Genomic DNA, 18,533 nt, shown 5'->3' on the forward strand with positions numbered 1-18,533 from the left:
GAGAGTACTTTCATTAAATTTTTGTGCCTTGAGCACAGCGAAAGGAATGAAACTTATTATGTCGGAACAAAAAGAAGAAGCAGGAACCTCATAGACGCCTGCTTTTACGACCATCTTCCCAACCTTCAGCAGAGGAATTGCCCTTGTTCGATTTGATATACAATCTTATTTGTTCATTCTTCTCACCAAAGAACTAAAGCACATACTTTCGTGGGAAAGCCTTCATATTTAATTCTTTTGCTGCAGCTTCAAGCATTTCCGGACAGAAATAATAATCCTTAATGTCAACAATTTTGTCGCTTTCCACTTGCAGCAAATTTAGATCATAAACAGCAAGTGAATCTTCCAACCTGGCGATTTGAACAATGGTATAACGCCCCCATAAAAGATGCAGCTCTGCTTTCATATTAACAGGGTCCTTGGCCCAATCGGCAAGTGAATATTTACAGACAGTTTCTTTGCCATACTCCTGTGCAATATGCACAATGTCATTGCTTACATGAGTGTCTAATAATCTGGCGATGCCGTCCGGATCTCTGCGGTTAAATGACTCAATATAGGAATTGATAATCTCTTTTTGTTTATTCGTTATTACTTGTTTTTCTTCAGTCCCTTTCTCCTGGGCTTTCAACTGTTTTATTCTGACTCTCGCCCGGTTCAGCAGCGCCTTAACAGCTCCTTCCGTACAGCCGATCATCTCTCCAGCTTCTTGTGCTTTAAACTGAAAGACATCAACCAATAATATCACGGCTCTTTGCCGAGGTGGTAAATGCAGCACCAGTTCCTCAATCGCTCCATATACCTCAAATGAAAAGTCTTCGTCCTGCAAAGCTTGCTCCCCGACAATCTCAATCGAATCAGTTAGCAACTTCTTCTTACGGCATTGGTCAATCCAAATGTTCGAGGCGATGCGAAAAAGAAACCCTTTTGGGTTAATGGGCTGCCATATTTGGCTCAGGGATGAAAATGCCCTGAGCAATGTATCCTGGACCAAATCCTCCGCATCCCAGGGAGAACCGGTTATATGGAAACAATATTTCCATAAAACAGGTCTGTGCGGAATGATAAATTCATCAAACGTGCTTTTAATATCCCTGAGCGGGTTGCCGAGATCTTTCATATCCGTTGTCATACAGATACCTCCATAATTTTTTGTACAACCATAAGAACGTGAATTTTTATAAAAAAGATACGCTGGCTTGCAAAAATTTTTTATCATTATTCAAATGTTCAATTAAGATAAAGGCAGTTCTTTTACAGATTAAATAAAGATCAGATGAAAAAAACATCCATTTTGTCAAAAATAGTTCTTGATAAATGGCTCCTTCTTTCTTTGTTAAACTGACTTGTTTACACGTGAGGTCTTCTTATAACGTAATTACCGATTTGAATACTAAACTGTTTTATTGGGGCGGCTCACTGGTTACAGGTGCATATGGAATGGTCGTGGTATGTCTGCTGGGGGAGGAATTTTCTGCTCAGAAGTTGTTCTTTTGTTCGTTCACTAAAAAGAGTAAGATGAAAATTTGCAAAACTGAACTCAGCTTAGTGCCGAGGAAATGGGTTGTGATTTTAATATCACATTAGTAAAACAGATCTGTTTAATAGGCATATCTTCATGATTATTAACTATGTACGGGTAAAAACCACTAAAATTATCAGAGATTAACTCTCACGTTAATGTCCGGTAATGGAGTGATGATGGTAGTTTCCAATAATTGATAAGCAACTTTGGCTAGCTCCACTCGCCAATCATTTTGTGGAGCTAGCCAAAGCACTTGCACATTGCTTTTTGGTTGTTAACTGACACTGTGAATTTACAAGTATTCCTGATAATAAGAAAGTTCTGTCTCCGCTTCAAAATAATGATCGTCAACCTTTAAGATAAACTCCAAAATATCCTCGGCTGCATGTGCATTTATAAATTTTCTTTGGCTTTTTATAATGCTATTTATTTTTTCGCCATCATTTGCGAGCAATTCGGTTATTGTCTTTTTAATGTCCTCTGGATTCTTGCATACTACTCCCAAATTTAATTTCTCCGCAAATGCAGGATTGTCTTCTTCCTGGCCAGGCAATGCACCGGTGATGACTAACGGCGTGTTGGAAGCGATGGCCTCGAACATCACATTGGGACTGCCTCTCGTAAAGGCGATATCCGAAGCAAACATGAGATCTTGAATGTTTTTTGTGAAGCCGTAAATCTCGACTTTATCTCTATATTTCTCCTTAAGAGATTGCTCCAGCTTTGCTTTTAGTTTTTCGTTTCTCCCTGCAACAATTTTCACTGTGCAATCAAAATGATCAAGCAGATTTTCCGCGATTTTCTTCATGTTTCCTACACCTTCGCCACCGCTCATGATCAAGCATTTTAAAGGTGCGCTTTCTTTATAACTGATTTTTTTATGTATTCCTTTTCTAAAAAACCTCGAACGTACAGGGAATCCCAGTACTTTTATGTTCTCAACTGGAATGCCATATTCAATACACTTATCCCGTGCTTCAACAGTTGGGCTTATAATATAATCAGCGCGTTTATCTGCCCAAAGCGGGTAAATGTTTACAAGATCGGCAATTAGGATAATAAAAGGTATTTTAAGATGTTGTTTTTCTAATATATTTAGAACTGAACCGTTAAAATTAGGGTGGACTGATAAAATTAAATCTGGTTGTACTTCATCCAATAATGTTAAAAAGTTATCTCTAATCTGTAATTCTATCAGGCCATTAATTAACGATGGGGTCATAGCAGATAAATTCCATACCAGCTTCCATAAGTTCTCTGCATTTCTCGTTAAGGGCCCGTATGATTTACCGATATTTTGCAGCAGCTGTCCGCCAAGCGAAAATCCATCTACTACATGGATTTTGACGTCATCATCAGTTCCAATTTTTTCAAACAGAGATTCTGTTATGCTTTTATGTCCATGACCTGTATTATCAGATGAAATGATGAGTATTTTTTTGCTCATTTTACCAAGCCTCTCATAAAAGACGTATAATAAGATTATAACAAAATAAAAATAGTTTGATGCTCAGTTACATAAATTCTTAATACAATATTAATATTTTGGTATGTATTCATGACATACATCTTAACACATATATAAAGGAGTTTTAAAAATATTTTGAAAAATACTAATATGAAAATAATTTATTCTATATCTGTTTTTATCGCATTGGCTGCCTTTGATCACATCATTATTGGGTTATTTCCGCCTCTGTTTCAATATATAGCTGATGATTTAAATGTGCCTATAGCCAGTTTGGGTATTGTTTCAGCTATTAATATTTTAGTAACAGCGATTTCCTCTGTTTACTGGGGATATCTTTCAGGAAAATTTAATCGAAAAAAACTTATTATTATCGGCACGTTAATTTGGGTCTTATCAGTATTCCTGACCTCGATAAGCACAAGTTATGTGCAACTACTAATATTTCAGATCTTGACGGGAATAGGTTTAGGATGCATAGCATCCATTGGGTTCAGCGTATTGACGGATTATATCCCTTATCGAAAACGCGGTATGGTATTGAGCCTCTGGGGAATGGCGCAAGGCTTGGGCGGAATTGCAGGAGCACTTTTAGCTTCTTTAACCGCAACAAACACCAATTGGAGATGGCCTTTTGAATTAGTAGGCTTTATCGGCTTTTTTCTGATTATCCTATACTTGTTTGTTAAAGAACCATCCAGAGGTGAATCAGATCCTGAGCTGAAAGGCTTCATTAAAAGTGGACAATCCTACAACTACTTTATTGAAGCAAAGCATATACTGGGAATTCTCTTAAAGGGCAGTAATGTGTTTCTGTTTTTGCAGGCCTTCTTTATGAATATTGCGACAGGAAGTCTTATCTGGATTCCAACCTTGTTTATTTTTAAAATCATCCAGCAAGGCTACAGCATGGAAACAGCAGTGATTGCCTCGGGTTATCTTTATGCTATATTTCAGCTTGGCGGGATGATGTCCATTTATTTAGGACATCTGGGTGATAAACTTCAAAAGAGAACCTTTAAGGGACGAGCTTATTTAACCGCGTTCTTCGTATTTCTTACGATGCCGCTGTATATACTCATGTTTACAGTTCCAATGAATGACCTGTCTTTGCCTGGTGACAACAATGCTATATTTATTTTGATCAGCATCATCAAGCAAATATTTATCAATCCATGGCTGGCTTTATTGTTTGTATTATCATTTTTAGCTTCTGCTGCTCAATCTGCCAACACACCAAACTGGCTGGCACTCATAACAGATGTGAATCTTCCCGAGCACAGGGGGACAGCCTTCAGTGTCGCCAACCTTTTTAATAGTTTTGGAAGAACCATCGGAAACGTAGGAGTTGGGATTGTGCTTGGCATCATCTCAATTCGCTTCCAGGAACCGTATAGCTATATCATTACCTTGTCGATACTGCAAATTTTCCTTATTCCCTCGGCAATATGCTATATAAAAATGGCGAAAAAAAATGTTACGGATATAAACAAAGTTAAAGAAACATTGAAGGAAAGATCGGAACATCAGAGACGTCGTTATTATAATGAAATTCGGTAACAATAGCAGTCGAAGCTGAATTTGGTAAAGAAGGGCTGCAATGAGTTTCGGAAATGCAATTCCAGCTGCCAAATTCAGGCGGCTTTTTCTTTTTTTAATAAAAAATAACCTGGTTAGTAAAATCACTAACCAGGTTTACAGGTCATGATTGAGTTGTTCCGATATATCCACTGTTAAAAAATTCCGACCTATTATTAGAAAAAGACTCGTTATTGACCAGGATGAAGAATGTTAGTGGCGCTCAGCAAATTGCCATCCGGGTCTTTAAATCCGAAGCCGCCCAAGCCATTTTCATTATTGATATTAAGAGTTCCGACTTCAACGTTTTTTTCCTTTAGCCAATCATAAAACTCTTTTAAAGACGGAGTATAAAAGTCGATTACACTGTGTATTACATTGTTATAAGTATTTTTAAAAGATAGGTTGCTTTTTTCTTCGGTTTCAACCAGGAAAATAGTAGGCACTCCTTTTGAATGAAAACTAAGCATTGCATTCTCTTCACCTTTAAAGTGAATCTCTACACCGAGGATATCAACATAAAAATCAACGGATTGTTCCAAGCTCGATACAGGAATTTCAATCGTTGCGATATGAGAAATAAAATTAGACATAGTTACCTCCCTGGAATTTAGTTCATTAATTAGTTCATTGCTGACCAGGTGAAATCCTGCTTTTTAAAACATTCAGACGAAAGAAATTGTTGTTTCCTAACAATAAGCTATGGATTTAACGAAATCATCGAAAATTTTTTAAAAACTTACTTGCTTCATTGAAGAAAGTAAGTTAATCTACAATTAGAAAAAACTAAGGATGAGTAATATGAATGGTCTCAGAAAAGGAAGTAAAGATTTAATTAAAGAAATAAACAGGTCAATCGTTATCAACTTGATCAGGGACTCTGGCAAAATTAGCAGGTCTGATATTTCAAAAATCACGGAAATGAGCTTATCGACTGTAACCTATATTGTCGATGAACTTCTAGGCATCAATTTGGTTAGGGAAGTTGGAGTAGCAACTTCGACTGGCGGCAGAAGGCCTGTTTTATTGGAATTTAATGCGGATTATGGCTACACGGTTGGCTTGAAAATCGAGGAAAAAAGAATATTGTTTGCTCTCACAAATTTAAATGCTGATATTTTAGAGCTGGTGGAGAAGAAATTCGATAAATCGGATGATATTCAAAATATTGTTTCGTTAATTGCTCATGAAATAACTGAAATCCTTCAGAAATCTAATATTGAGCAGGAGCAGCTGATGGGAATCGGCATCGCGGCGTCTGGACTAATAAACCGCCAGGAAGGAACAATTGTCCGTTCCTCAATGCTTGGATGGGAAAATATCCCGATTTGCCAATGGATAAGCGAACGTGTAAACAATATTCCCGTTTTTATTGATAAAAATGTAAACGCATACGCTATGGCGGAACTTTGGTCTGGAGAGGGGAAAGATTTAGCCAATTTTGTTTGCATTTCAGTAGGAGCAGGATTAGGAATGGCCTTGGTAGTAGATAAGAAGATTTATTATGGAGAGTTTGGTGGAGCTGGAGAATTCGGCCATACTGTTCTCAAAATTGGTGGGTTTCCATGTCATTGCGGCCAGCGGGGGTGTCTTGAAATGTACGCCTCCGAATTTTTTCTTTCCAACCAGGGAGAAGAGCTAAGAGAGAAATACCCGGATACAATGATTAATGATTTCACGTTTGAAGATGTGCACGCTGCTGCTGTCAAGGGTGACCGGCTTGCCTTGGAGTTAATGGATTCCTTTGGAGAAAATCTTGGTTATGGAATTTTGAATGCCATTAATAGCTTAAATCCCCACAAGATTTTGTTAATAGGGGAAGGAATGAAATATAAAGAATCATTTATTGAGGCAGCTATTAACATAGCAAAAGTTAATTTTTTCTCCGCCGCAAATATTCAAACAGAAATAATACCTACCCAACTGGGAGATGATTCATGGTTAAAAGGGGCTTCCTTGCTGGCAATTAACCATTTGTTTCAGGCCCCTATTTATGAAGAATCTAAATCCTTACTAAACTGAGGTGAGAACATGGTTGGAATGTCAAAAAGAAAAACAGCGTTCTGGGTATTTGTGTTTCTTTTTCCTAATCTAATCGGATTTTTAACCTTCATTGTTTTCCCTTTACTAACGTCGTTTACGATAAGTTTTACCAATTGGGACTTAATTTCAACAATGGAGTTTATCGGGTTTGAAAATTATAAACAACTTCTGACGGATAGTGAATTTTGGGCTGCCTTTGGCCATACTTTGTTTTTCATTGCCGGTTATTTGCCCTTAGTTATGATATTTGGCTTGGCTTGTGCGCTTTTGCTAAACAAGAAAATAAAATTAAGGGCCTTTTTTCGTGCAGCGTACTTTTTACCTGTGGTTACTTCATGGGTTGCTGTTTCTCTTGTTTGGAAATGGCTATTCAATCCGAGCTATGGCCTTATTAACTATCTTTTATCCTTTGTTGGCATTGATGGATTGATTTGGCTGCAGGATGAACATTTAGCAATGCCGGCGATCATTATTACAAGTGTCTGGAAAGATATCGGATTTGTGATGGTGCTTTTCCTGGGAGGCTTGCAGAATATTTCTTCTTCCTACTATGAAGCGGCCGACATCGATGGGGCAAATCCATGGAAAAAATTCTGGAATATCACCCTGCCCCTATTAACACCTACGACCTTTTTTGTAACAATTATCTCTTTAATTAATTCATTTCAAGTCTTTGATCAGGTCATGATCATGACTGAAGGCGGCCCCGGCGGAGCTACCAATGTGTTAGTCCAAAATATTTATAATCATGCTTTTCGTTACTTCGAAATGGGATACGCATCTGCTATGTCATGGATTCTGTTCATTGTCATATTTGTTATTACATTAATACAGATGAAGCTCCAGAAAAGGTGGGCAAACTAAAGATGGAAATGAATACGGTTACAAAAAATACAGCTATTCTCCAGAAAGAATATCAAACTTCTAATATCTTAAAAATCAGCAAAAAAGTTTTATTATATTTTGCTTTGATTTCGGGTGCGATTATGATGCTGCTTCCTTTTCTGTGGATGGTTTCAACTTCGTTAAAGAATCAGGGAGCAACCATGGTATTTCCACCGGAATTTATCCCCAAAAATGCAACCTTTCAAAACTATCAAGAAGTGACAGTCGCATTCCCGATGCTCCAGTTTTTGGCTAATTCACTGATAGTGGCCGTTTTGACGACATTAGGCCAATTATTATTGTGTTCCATGGCCGCATATGCTTTTGCGAGAATGAATTTTTGGGGCAGAGATAAACTTTTCCTGCTATATTTGGCTACTATGATGGTTCCTTCACAGGTGACCATGATACCTCAATTTATACTAATGAAAAATTTCGGTTGGCTCGATACATACCAAGCATTAATCATCCCGGGATTATTTAGTGTGTTTGGAACGTTCTTGTTAAGACAAGCATTTTTATCGATCCCAAGAGAACTCGAAGAGGCAGCCTTTATGGATGGAGCAAACCATTTCTCTGTTTTTTGGCGGGTCATATTGCCTTTATCGAAACCGACACTGGCGACGTTAGGAATCTTTTCATTTATGCAATCCTGGAACAATTATCTCTGGCCACTTATTGTAATAAATGATAAAAGCATTGCAACATTGCCGCTAGGTTTATCCCTTCTGCAAGGGAGGTGGGAGACTGATTGGAACTTAATGATGGCAGGCGTAGTCATTAGTGTATTACCGATACTTGCCGTGTATCTTTTTGCCCAAAAGTATTTTATTCAAGGAATGACAATGAGTGGAATGAAAGAATAATAAGGGGGAATCGACATGTTTCAGAAAAAAATATATTCAGCAATTTTGTTAATTGTTATGCTTTCCATTATTGCTTTAGCAGGTTGTTCAGATTCTGACAAAAGCTCCGCAAATAATAAAGACGAAAAAGTAACGATTAATTACTTTACTTTTTCACCGGGAACGGATCATGAAGATGATTTAAAAGAAATGATTAGTGCATTTGAGGAGCAAAACCCAAATATAAAAGTTGATTATGAAATTGCTCCTTATGATGATTATTTTACGAAGCTGCAAACGATGATCGCAGGCGGAAACGCGCCAGATGTGTTTGAACTGAACTATGAGAACTTTGTTAGCTATGCCTCAAAGGGAGCCCTTGCTGATCTATCCGATTTTATTAAAGAAGACAAAGATTTCGACCCGTCAAAACTTAATGAAGAAGCGTACAAAGCTTATCAATATGAAGGCAAACAATATGGGATGGTTGAAAGTTTTTCTAATGTGGTGACCTTCTATAATAAAGACTTGTTCGATAAAGCAGGAGTGGAATATCCTGCAGCTGACTGGAAGTGGCAGGATGAGTTAGCAGCTGCTGAAAAGATCACCAACACCTCAGAAAACATTTGGGGCACATATGCACCAATCTCATTCCATGAATTCTATAAGGTTATCGCACAAAACGGTGGTTCTGTCTTTAATGAAGATAAATCAAAAGTGACGATTAATAGTCCTGAGAACGCTGAGGCACTTAAATATATGGTAGATAAAGTGAATAAACACAAAGTGAACCCATCAAAGGCTGACCTTTCTGGTCAATCTCCTGAAGATCTATTTAAAAATGGACAGATTGGTATCTTGCATACAGGTATTTGGATGCTGGATTCTTTCAAAGATGTACCGTTTAAGTGGGATATTGCGCTTGAAGCCGGAAATACAGAAAAAGCCCATCATTTCTTTGCAAATGGTTTAGCCGTTTCAAAGGATTCAGAATCTCAAAATGCAGCTTATAAGTTTGCCCGTTTTATGAGTGCCAGCGAGGAAGCTGCAAAAATCCGTATTGCAAGCTCTTGGGAATTACCAGCCATTACAGATGAAGCGATCTTGAAGCCTTACCTCGAACAAACTCCTCCAGAGAGCAGGGAAGTTGTTTTTGAGGCGTTGGATACGCTTGTTTTGCCTCCTGTCATCGAAGACTGGAGCAAGATGAGTGACTTGATCAACATGGAATTGGAGAATGTTGTTAATGGTAAACAAACTCCTGAAGATGCATTAAAAGTAATGCAGGAAGAATTAGAGAAATTAAAATAAAGAAAATTGCAGAGGGATATGGGTGTTTGAACTCATATCCTTTTCAATCCATATAGAAGGGGAGAGAATGATGGATGACAGATCTTACTACAGTACTATGTTAAAAGTCCACTTAGCCCAACTAAATAACGATTATTCAGCTTCAGAAAGACTACTCCTGAATCATATGCCAGTTCTCGATAGAGATAGCATTTACTTGGTCGCCACATGGCTCTGGAATTTGCAGAACCATCTGAAAAAAGACAAGGAGAGTGCAAATTTAAGAAGTTTACAGATTGATCCCTATGTGACTTTTCTTGTCGAGAACTGGAAGAATCCTTTTGATCGAGTTTGGAACGACGGCAGGATAGATATCCACGTTTCCAATATTGGAATGGTTCATGCTGCTTTACTTGAAACGAAGAACAATTCAAACCAATACGCTCTTCAAAAAACAATTACAGAAATAAGAGATTTTGTGTTTGATTCCCTTCTATCGGGTGGAATGTTACTAAATGCATTAGAAGACAGAGAAGTTTCCCCTGATATCCAGGCTGCTGTTCTTCCATACGGACTATTTTCTCCAGAGGATTTAATCGTGGTTGAATCGGTAGCACAGATTGAAAAGCAGTTAACTACAAAAAAAGGGGTCTTTGAGGCATCCGGCCAAAATAGAGAATCTTCTGCTGCAACAGCCTGGCTGTCTTTATATTTTTTGGAAAAAGGCAATCTTGATAAGGCAAATACCTATTTAGAAATGGCACGGAAACTCCAAACTAAACAAGCATGTTCACTAGGAGAAGTGCTAATAGAGATTATCAAGTACTATCAAGCAGATACTTTTAGAGAGCTGCAAATAATACATAAGCCTTACGGCAACGAAAATATATACGAACCTCAGTTGACAGAAAGGAATCCTCACTATCCTGCTGTCGATGAACCGACAAGAGTAGCCTGTCAGGTTTGGCCCGCAGGGGAAGAGGATCAAATTTTGTTAACTGTCAGGTCTGACGGTGATGAAATTATCCAATGCAGTGAAATGAATAAAAAATATATTCAAGACAAAGATGTTTCCGTATGGGCCGGCCAGATTATGCCGCTGAAAGAACAGAAAATGTATACTTATGAATTTACAGCATACAAAAGCGGGGAAAAATTAGTCAATTCAGAACCCTTTGCATTCGAGCTTTTAAAACGCCGTAGCTTGGAAAATATCACTTTATATAAAAAATCAGAGAATGAGGTGGTATTAATATGCAGTGATGAAGAGGGCTTCTCACTTCAATTAAATCTCGGTTTTATAGGAAATGAATTTTACTTTCATTTTGATGGGGTTATAAAAGAGGAAGGTGATCACGTTGAGCATAATCCAAAGGAGGTTTCAATAGGATCACGCGCAAACGAATTGACATTGGATATTATAACTAACCCTTTTTCTGTCGAAATCAAAAAATCAAATGTGACGATTCTAAAATCCCATGATTTTCTTTCCTTTATAGATTGTACAACGGATGGAAAGTTAAAGATAAGGGATTTAACCCTTCATTTTAATACACCGGCAGATGAACGGTTTTATGGTTTCGGTGAGAGATATAACGAAGTGGAACAGCGCGGAAATATCATCGATTGTTATGTATATAACCAATACCGGGACCAAGGAACAAGAACTTATATGCCCGTTCCTTTTTACATGAGTTCTTTAGGCTATGGCTTGGCAGTCAATACAAACAGATATACAAAGTTTGATTTAGCACATTCATTAAAGGATGCCCTTTCAATAACGGCTCGCCTATCCGAAAAAGAACAAAAATTATCACTTTCAGCTTTTTTTGGAACGCCAAAAGAAATAATTCAAGATTTTACTTCTAAAACAGGAAAGCCTGTCTTGCCGCCTGTATGGTCCTTTGGTCCGTGGATGTCGAGTAATAACTGGGACCGGGATACTGTTGTACGTGCAGAAGTTGAAAAGACCAATCAATATAAGATTCCGGCAACCGTTTTAGTTTTAGAACAGTGGAGCGATGAGACCACGTATTATATGTTTAATGATGCTCAATATGAGGTTAAACCAGGAGAAGCAAGTCATTCATATGAAGAAATGGATTTTCCTGAATGGGGACGCTGGCCAAATCCCCGGGAGCTGATAGATTACTTGCATGATAACGGGTTAAAAGTGCTGCTGTGGCAAATTCCAATCCAAAAATATTTAAACCGGCAGACTCACCCACAAAAGGACATAGATGAGCGCTACATGATCGAAAAAGGCTTCATTGTGAAAAAGGCGGATGGAACACCATACAGAATGCCTGAAGGCTGGTTTAAGGAAAGCTTGCTTATGGACTTTTCCAATGAGCAAGGCAAGGAATGGTGGTTTAATAAACGAAAATATTTGCTGGAAATCGGAGTGGATGGGTTTAAAACTGATGGTGGGGAATTTGTATTTGGTGAGAATCTGATTTTTGCAGACGGTAAAAAGGGCGATGAGATGAGAAATCTTTATCCAAATGACTATATTGAGGCATATTATGAGTTTGCCACCACATACAGGAAAGGGGATGCGATGACCTTCAGCCGTGCAGGTTACATGGGAGCGCAAAATTTCCCGGCACATTGGGCAGGTGACGAGCGTTCAACTTTTGAAGCGTTCAGGCGGTCACTTGCCGCCGGTATATCATCGGGTATGTCAGGCATCCCGTTCTGGGGGTGGGATTTAGCTGGCTTCAATGGAGATATCCCTTCCGCAGAATTGTTTGTGCGTTCTGCTGCAATGGCAGCTTTTTGCCCAATTATGCAGTACCATGCTGAAAGTAAAGGGGAGTTTAATCAGGACCGCACCCCGTGGAATATCGCTGAACGAACTAAACAGAGTGTGGCGCTGGAAGGATACAGATTTTATGCGAACGTCCGGATGAACCTGCTCCCTTATATATGGAATGAAGCAAAAAGGACAAGTGAATCGGGAATTCCATTGATGAGGTCCTTGTTTATGGAATATCCTGAAGATCCTCGTGCAGAGGGAGTGTTTGACCAGTACCTGTTTGGGTCGTCCTTAATGGTCGCGCCAGTTACTGAAGAAGGGGCTGCCTCAAGAATGGTCTATTTTCCAAAAGGTAAATGGTTCGACCTGTGGAGCGGGGAAAGCATCATTGGCCCGGCTTTCCAAAATGTTCATTCACCGCTAACGCATATTCCTGTTTATGTGAAATCCGGTTCTGTTATTTTGCTGAATGCAGATGATTCTCTTGAATTAGGATCATGGGTGTCCAATGACATTTCCCGTTATGTTAAACCGGTCCTGCGCCTTTATTTAGAAAACGGTGTATCTGAAAACATCACAGATCATTTAAATAACCAGTGGAATGTTCGCATCACAGAGGAATTGGAGCACTGGAATGTGAAAATTGAAGGCCCGGCTTTGCAATACAATGTGAAAATTCCTGAAGGAGTAAACCCTCAAGGGAAAAAGGTCTTTATAAACGGAGAGAAATTAACCTAAAAAAGGGAGGAATTGCTTTGTTAGACACAACAAGTTTTGCCATCCTGCCTTCAGAAGAAAAAGCAGATAGGGAACCGAGACGAACTGTTGGTTCTGTTAAGTTTTATAGCTGGGAAAATAATAAATTAACAGGAAAACTTGAGCATGGTGAGTTTTTGATTTACTTCGCTGAAAAAAAGATTCCGAGAATTATAGTAAATCCCTTTGGGGAGGTAAATCTGTCCTCAAGTATTGCCATATGTTTGCCGGAAGTGCCTCTTGGAGCTTCTTTTGAGGATCTTCCCGGCTGTCTGCATGTAAAAAATGAATTTGTGGAAATTGAAATAGGAAAAAATCCATTCACGATTACGATCTTGAATCATAAGAAGGCAATTTTCAAATCAGAGTCCCCATTTGCGTTGTACAAAAATAACGGGGAAGTATCTTTTGATGTCAAGATGGATCCACAGGATGCTTTCTATGGGTTTGGGGAAAAGACCGGGTTTTTAAATAAAAGGGGTTCGACATTGTCTATGTGGAATACAGATGTTTATGCACCCCATAATAAAGATACAGTTGAACTTTATCAGTCCATACCTTATTTTATCGTTCACAGCCAGTACCGGTCTTATGGTCTTTTTTTTGATAATACTTTCAGAACCGAATTTGATACACAGACCTGTTCCAATAAATACAGTGCAACTGCAGCAGGTGGACAGATCGATTTTTATGTTTTGGCCGGCGAGAATTTAAAGGAAATTACGGGGCTCTACACTGAACTTACAGGAAAAATAAACCTACCTCCGAAATGGGCGATTGGCTACCACCAATCCCGCTACAGCTATAAATCGGAACAAGAGGTAATGGAGGTTGTCAATCGTTTTAAAAGTGAAGGAATTCCACTTGATTGTATCTTTTTCGACATTCATTATATGAAAGAATACCGTGTTTTCACGTTTGATAAAAACCAATTTCCGCAACCCGGTCATTTGATTAAATCATTGGCCGATGAAGGCATAAAGGTAGTGCCGATTGTTGACCCGGGTGTCAAAAAAGATGTCTTATATCCTGTTTATCAGGAAGGGGTTAATAAAGGTTATTTTTGTAAGTACCTCGACGGGCAATTATATTATGGGGAAGTTTGGCCCGGAATCAGTGCGTTTCCTGATTTTATGAACTCCAGTGTAAGAAGCTGGTTGGGCAATTTGCACAAATATTATACGGACTTAGGTGTAGAAGGAATCTGGAACGACATGAACGAACCGTCAGTTTTCAATGAAAGTAAAACGATGGATTTGGATGTTGTACATGATGTAGACGGCGTTATTAAACCACATCTTGAGATGCATAATACCTATGGCTTGTTTATGAGTAAAGCCACTGCGGAGGGGCTTGCCGAATTGTTACCTGATAAGCGTACTTTTGTGCTGACCAGGGCAGGTTATGCAGGCATTCAAAGGTATGCTGCAGTATGGACAGGAGATAACCGAAGCCACTGGGAGCATCTTGAAATGTCTCTGCCCATGATTATGAACCTGGGAATGTCAGGAGTGGCTTTTACAGGTACGGATGTGGGAGGCTTTTCTTCTGATTGCACCCCCGAACTGTTAATAAGGTGGACCCAGGTTGGAGCGTTCATGCCTTATTTTAGGAATCATAGCGTGCAGGGTAGCATTCATCAGGAACCATGGGTGTTTGGAGAAGCGACAAGCGCAATCGTCAAAAAGTATATTCAGCTCCGATATAAATGGCTGCCATATCTCTATTCTTTGTTTTATGAATCTGCGCGGACCGGGCTTCCAATTGTCCGCCCCCTTGTATTGGAATATCCGGAAGATGAGAACACCTTTAATTGCAGTGACCAGTTTATGTTAGGAAGCCAGGTATTGATTGCACCTATATTAAGACCTGGAGTAACACACCGGTCAGTTTATTTGCCAGAAGGGAATTGGTATGATTATTGGACTAAAGAAGTGTACCGGGGCGGTAAGCATATTTTGGTTGAAGGAAAGTTGGATGTTCTGCCCATTTTTATTAAAGAAGGGAGCATCATTCCGATAGGATCGGATATTCAAAACACAAGTGAAGAACAAACCTTACACTTGGAAGTTTACGCAGGACCTGGAGCTGTGTTTGATTTATATGAAGATGATGGCGCGTCAGTTCGTTATCGTGACGGTATATATGCTATTACGAATATCAAGACAAAAATCGAAGGCGACCGTTTGAAAATCGAAGTGAAGGTTAACGGAGATCCTTCATTGAAAAGCCGGATAGAGCAGGTGCAGGTTTTTGGATTCCCGGGAGATATAAAAATCGAAAATCTATCAGACACAAGGGAGAAAGTGGAATGGAAAATAGAGAGACGTTGTTAATGGAACAGGCGAAGAATGATCAGGAGTGGTGGAAAAAAAGCGTCGTTTATCAAATTTATCCAAGGAGTTTTTATGATTCCAACGGAGATGGTATAGGCGATATCCCGGGGATTACCGAAAAACTCGATTATTTGAAACAACTGGGTATTGATGTTATTTGGCTGAGCCCGATTTATGATTCTCCCAACGATGATAATGGATACGACATTCGTGACTACTATCAGATTATGAACGAGTTTGGAACCATGGAGGATTTTGACAGGCTTCTTGAAGCAGCCCATGAACGGGATCTCAAAATCATTATGGACCTTGTGGTCAACCATACTTCAGACGAACATTCATGGTTTGTAGAATCCAGGAAGGGAAAGGACAGCCATTTCAGGGATTATTATATATGGAAAGCAGGGAAAAACGGAAAAGAACCAAATAACTGGGGTTCTATCTTTAGCGGTCCTGCCTGGGAATTTGATGAAAATACAAATGAATATTATTTGCATCTGTTCTCAAAGAAACAGCCTGATTTAAACTGGGAAAACCCGGCATTAAGAGATGAAATTTATAAAATGATGAAGTTTTGGCTTGATAAAGGAATAGATGGTTTTCGAATGGATGTTATCAATTTTATTTCAAAAGTTCCAGGTCTGCCGGATGGGGAAGTCAAGGATGGAGCACTATATGGTGATGGAGGACCTTTCTTTGTTAATGGTCCAAAAATACATGAATACCTCCAGGAAATGAATCGTGAGGTCCTGTCCCACTATGATATTCTGACGGTTGGAGAAATGCCGGGAGTAAACACCAGTGATGCAGTGATTTATACTAAGCCGGAAAATAAAGAAGTGAATATGATTTTTACATTCGAGCATATGAACTTGGATAATGGCCCTGCAGAAAAGTGGGATCTTAAGCCATTAAATTTGGTTGAGTTAAAAGAAAATCTGGAGAAATGGCAAACACAATTACATGGAACAGGATGGAACAGCTTATACTGGAATAACCACGATCAGCCAAGGATAGTCTCCCGCTTTGGCAATGATACAAAATACCGGGTTGAATCGGCCAAGATGCTCGCTACCTGCTTACATATGATGCAGGGAACTCCTTACATTTATCAAGGAGAAGAAATAGGCATGACCAATGTGAAGTTTCAATCGATCGAGCAGTATAAGGACGTAGAAACAATTAATATGTATCGGGAAAAGCAAAAACAGGGTGTGCCTGTTGAACAGATTATGAAATCCATATATGCAAAAGGGAGAGATAATGCACGAACACCTATGCAGTGGAATCAAAATATCCATGGGGGTTTTACCGAAGGACGTCCTTGGTTAGAAGTAAATCCAAGGTTTATAGAAATCAATGTCGAAGAAGCCCTATTGAATAAGGAGTCTATTTTTTATCATTATCAACGTCTTATCTCTTTAAGGAAGAAGTTAGATGTAATTACAACTGGAGATTTTAACTTACTTTATAAAGATCATCCCCAGCTGTTCGCTTATGAGAGAAGAAGTAATCGCGAACAACTGCTGGTGATGTGCAACTTTAGTGAGCACGATATGATGATTCAAGATGAAAATCTGTCAAGAAAGATCGCTGAATCGGATGTGATTGTCCAAAATTATCCTTCTGTAGTGATCGATCCATCGATAAAGTTAAGGCCATATGAAAGTATAGTTTTCTATACAAATCATTAACTTATCGAAGCAATTCCCGCCATTCACCTGCGTAATTCATTGAAGTGTTATACAAAAAACTATCTCCAATAAATGCGGAAAATATCAGAAAAGCCCATGCATTGGTTGAGACTGGAAGCATGATTGGAAAGGTAGTATTGGAGTATTTTGAAAAATAATTACCATAACAAGCCATATAAAAATCAATGCCTGAATTTCGGCGGCGGATCTCCTTTTAAGACATTATAATAAGTATAAGGTAACTTTTGTTAAGGAGGCCGAGCATGATCACTGCAGATAAGAGAGAATATTATCAAGCCCTGATAGAGAAAAACACGGAATATGAAGGTGTCTTTTATGTAGGAGTCAAAACTACCGGTGTGTTCTGCCGCCCGACATGCCCTGCAAGAAAGCCGAAATTCGAGAACTGTGAATTTTTTGAAACTGCCCAGCAAGCACTGCTGGCTTCATATCGACCCTGTAAACGTTGTCGGCCGCTATCTCATCCGAACCAGGTGTCAGAGCTTGTGCAAAAACTGGTAGAAGCGGTTGAGAAAAATCCCGAAAAACGATGGAAGGATCAAGATTTTCGGGAATTATCAGTCGATGCTTCCACAGCTCGCCGGCAGTTCAAAAAGCGGTTTGGGATGACATTTGTTGAATATGCACGGGCACGCCGGATGGGACTGGCGATGAAACAAATCAGGGAGGGCGAGGCTGTGATCGACGCACAACTTTCAACCGGATATGAATCGAGCAGCGGATTTAGGGATGCCTTTTCACGTATTATGGGGGCAGCGCCTACCATGCTCGGCCAGAGTAACATCTTAAAGGCGGCATGGCTGGATACTAAGCTCGGGCCGATGATCGCCATCGCGGACGAGGAAGCTCTTTATCTTTTGGAATTCGTGGATCGCCGCGGTTTGGAGCGGGAAGTTGAACGTCTCAGGCATAAAACAAAATCAGCGATTATTCCTGGAGAAACAGAACCGATTCGCTCGATCAAAACAGAACTGGATCAATATTTTGACGGTAAACTAACAGAGTTCAAAACACCATTATTTTTTCTTGGGTCGCCTTTTCAACGTCGGGTTTGGGATGAATTGAGAAAGATTCCTTACGGCCAAACAGTATCGTATTCCGGCCTGGCTGCAGCAATTGGCAAGCCATCCGCTTTTCGGGCCGCCGCAAATGCAAATGGCGCAAACCAACTCGCCATCATAATTCCATGTCACCGCGTCATTAATACAAATGGAGAGCTGGGTGGCTATGCGGGTGGCCTGACCCGCAAAAAATGGCTGATTAACCATGAAGCCAAAGTACGAATAGAACATAATAGTCCAGAATAACTTGAAAACGGATAACATATGTAGTGC

12 protein-coding genes are annotated in these 18,533 nt (G+C 39.4%); 9 read left to right on the top strand and 3 right to left on the bottom strand.

Going from position 1 to position 18,533, the window contains the following annotated elements:
• Positions 1-193: 193 nt before the first annotated feature.
• Both CU633_RS10435 and CU633_RS10440 read right to left on the bottom strand, forming a co-directional pair.
• Positions 194-1,132: an RNA polymerase sigma factor gene (locus CU633_RS10435; RefSeq protein ID WP_180954928.1), complete on the bottom strand. Its 939-nt coding sequence runs from the start codon at positions 1,130-1,132 to the stop codon at positions 194-196.
• Between the two features lie 685 nt (positions 1,133-1,817).
• On the bottom strand, positions 1,818-2,972 hold the full coding sequence (locus CU633_RS10440; RefSeq protein ID WP_101660163.1) for an MGDG synthase family glycosyltransferase: 1,155 nt from the start codon (positions 2,970-2,972) through the stop codon (positions 1,818-1,820).
• A gap of 156 nt (positions 2,973-3,128) precedes the next feature.
• Here CU633_RS10440 and CU633_RS10445 point away from each other — a divergent pair, with 156 nt between their 5' ends.
• Positions 3,129-4,553: an MFS transporter gene (locus tag CU633_RS10445; protein WP_180954929.1), complete on the top strand. Its 1,425-nt coding sequence runs from the start codon at positions 3,129-3,131 to the stop codon at positions 4,551-4,553.
• 209 nt (positions 4,554-4,762) lie between these two features.
• Here CU633_RS10445 and CU633_RS10450 read toward each other — a convergent pair whose 3' ends face one another.
• A complete protein-coding gene (locus CU633_RS10450) occupies positions 4,763-5,164 on the bottom strand; it encodes a VOC family protein (RefSeq protein WP_101660165.1) in 402 nt (133 codons plus the stop codon).
• Between the two features lie 208 nt (positions 5,165-5,372).
• On the opposite strand from CU633_RS10450, the gene CU633_RS10455 reads away from it, so the two are divergent.
• The 8 genes from CU633_RS10455 to CU633_RS10490 all read left to right on the top strand — a co-directional run bounded on the left by CU633_RS10455 (position 5,373) and on the right by CU633_RS10490 (position 18,506).
• Entirely contained in the window at positions 5,373-6,593 is a 1,221-nt protein-coding gene (locus CU633_RS10455) for an ROK family protein (protein ID WP_101660174.1), read from the top strand.
• Between the two features lie 9 nt (positions 6,594-6,602).
• Positions 6,603-7,478, top strand: coding sequence for a carbohydrate ABC transporter permease (locus CU633_RS10460; protein ID WP_101660175.1), 876 nt, complete (start codon positions 6,603-6,605; stop codon positions 7,476-7,478).
• Between the two features lie 122 nt (positions 7,479-7,600).
• Positions 7,601-8,365, top strand: coding sequence for a carbohydrate ABC transporter permease (locus tag CU633_RS10465; RefSeq protein WP_257958652.1), 765 nt, complete (start codon positions 7,601-7,603; stop codon positions 8,363-8,365).
• Between the two features lie 15 nt (positions 8,366-8,380).
• The gene (locus tag CU633_RS10470) at positions 8,381-9,655 is read left to right on the top strand and encodes an ABC transporter substrate-binding protein (protein ID WP_101660176.1); all 1,275 of its coding nucleotides are present in this window, start codon (positions 8,381-8,383) and stop codon (positions 9,653-9,655) included.
• Positions 9,656-9,725: 70 nt separating this feature from the next.
• A complete protein-coding gene (locus CU633_RS10475) occupies positions 9,726-13,130 on the top strand; it encodes a glycoside hydrolase family 31 protein (RefSeq protein WP_180954930.1) in 3,405 nt (1,134 codons plus the stop codon).
• Positions 13,131-13,147: 17 nt separating this feature from the next.
• Complete coding sequence (locus tag CU633_RS10480; RefSeq protein WP_101660178.1) at positions 13,148-15,484, top strand: glycoside hydrolase family 31 protein; 2,337 nt, start codon at positions 13,148-13,150, stop codon at positions 15,482-15,484.
• Positions 15,460-17,178 (top strand): glycoside hydrolase family 13 protein, encoded by a 1,719-nt coding sequence (locus CU633_RS10485; RefSeq protein WP_308314739.1) that lies wholly within the window; start codon positions 15,460-15,462, stop codon positions 17,176-17,178. The genes CU633_RS10480 and CU633_RS10485 overlap by 25 nt, the downstream gene beginning before the upstream one ends.
• 263 nt (positions 17,179-17,441) lie before the next feature.
• Entirely contained in the window at positions 17,442-18,506 is a 1,065-nt protein-coding gene (locus tag CU633_RS10490) for a bifunctional transcriptional activator/DNA repair enzyme AdaA (RefSeq protein WP_101660179.1), read from the top strand.
• Positions 18,507-18,533: the final 27 nt, after the last annotated feature.

It is taken from the genome of Bacillus sp. V3-13 (genome assembly GCF_002860165.1).
Lineage (GTDB): Bacteria > Bacillota > Bacilli > Bacillales > Cytobacillaceae > Bacillus_BJ.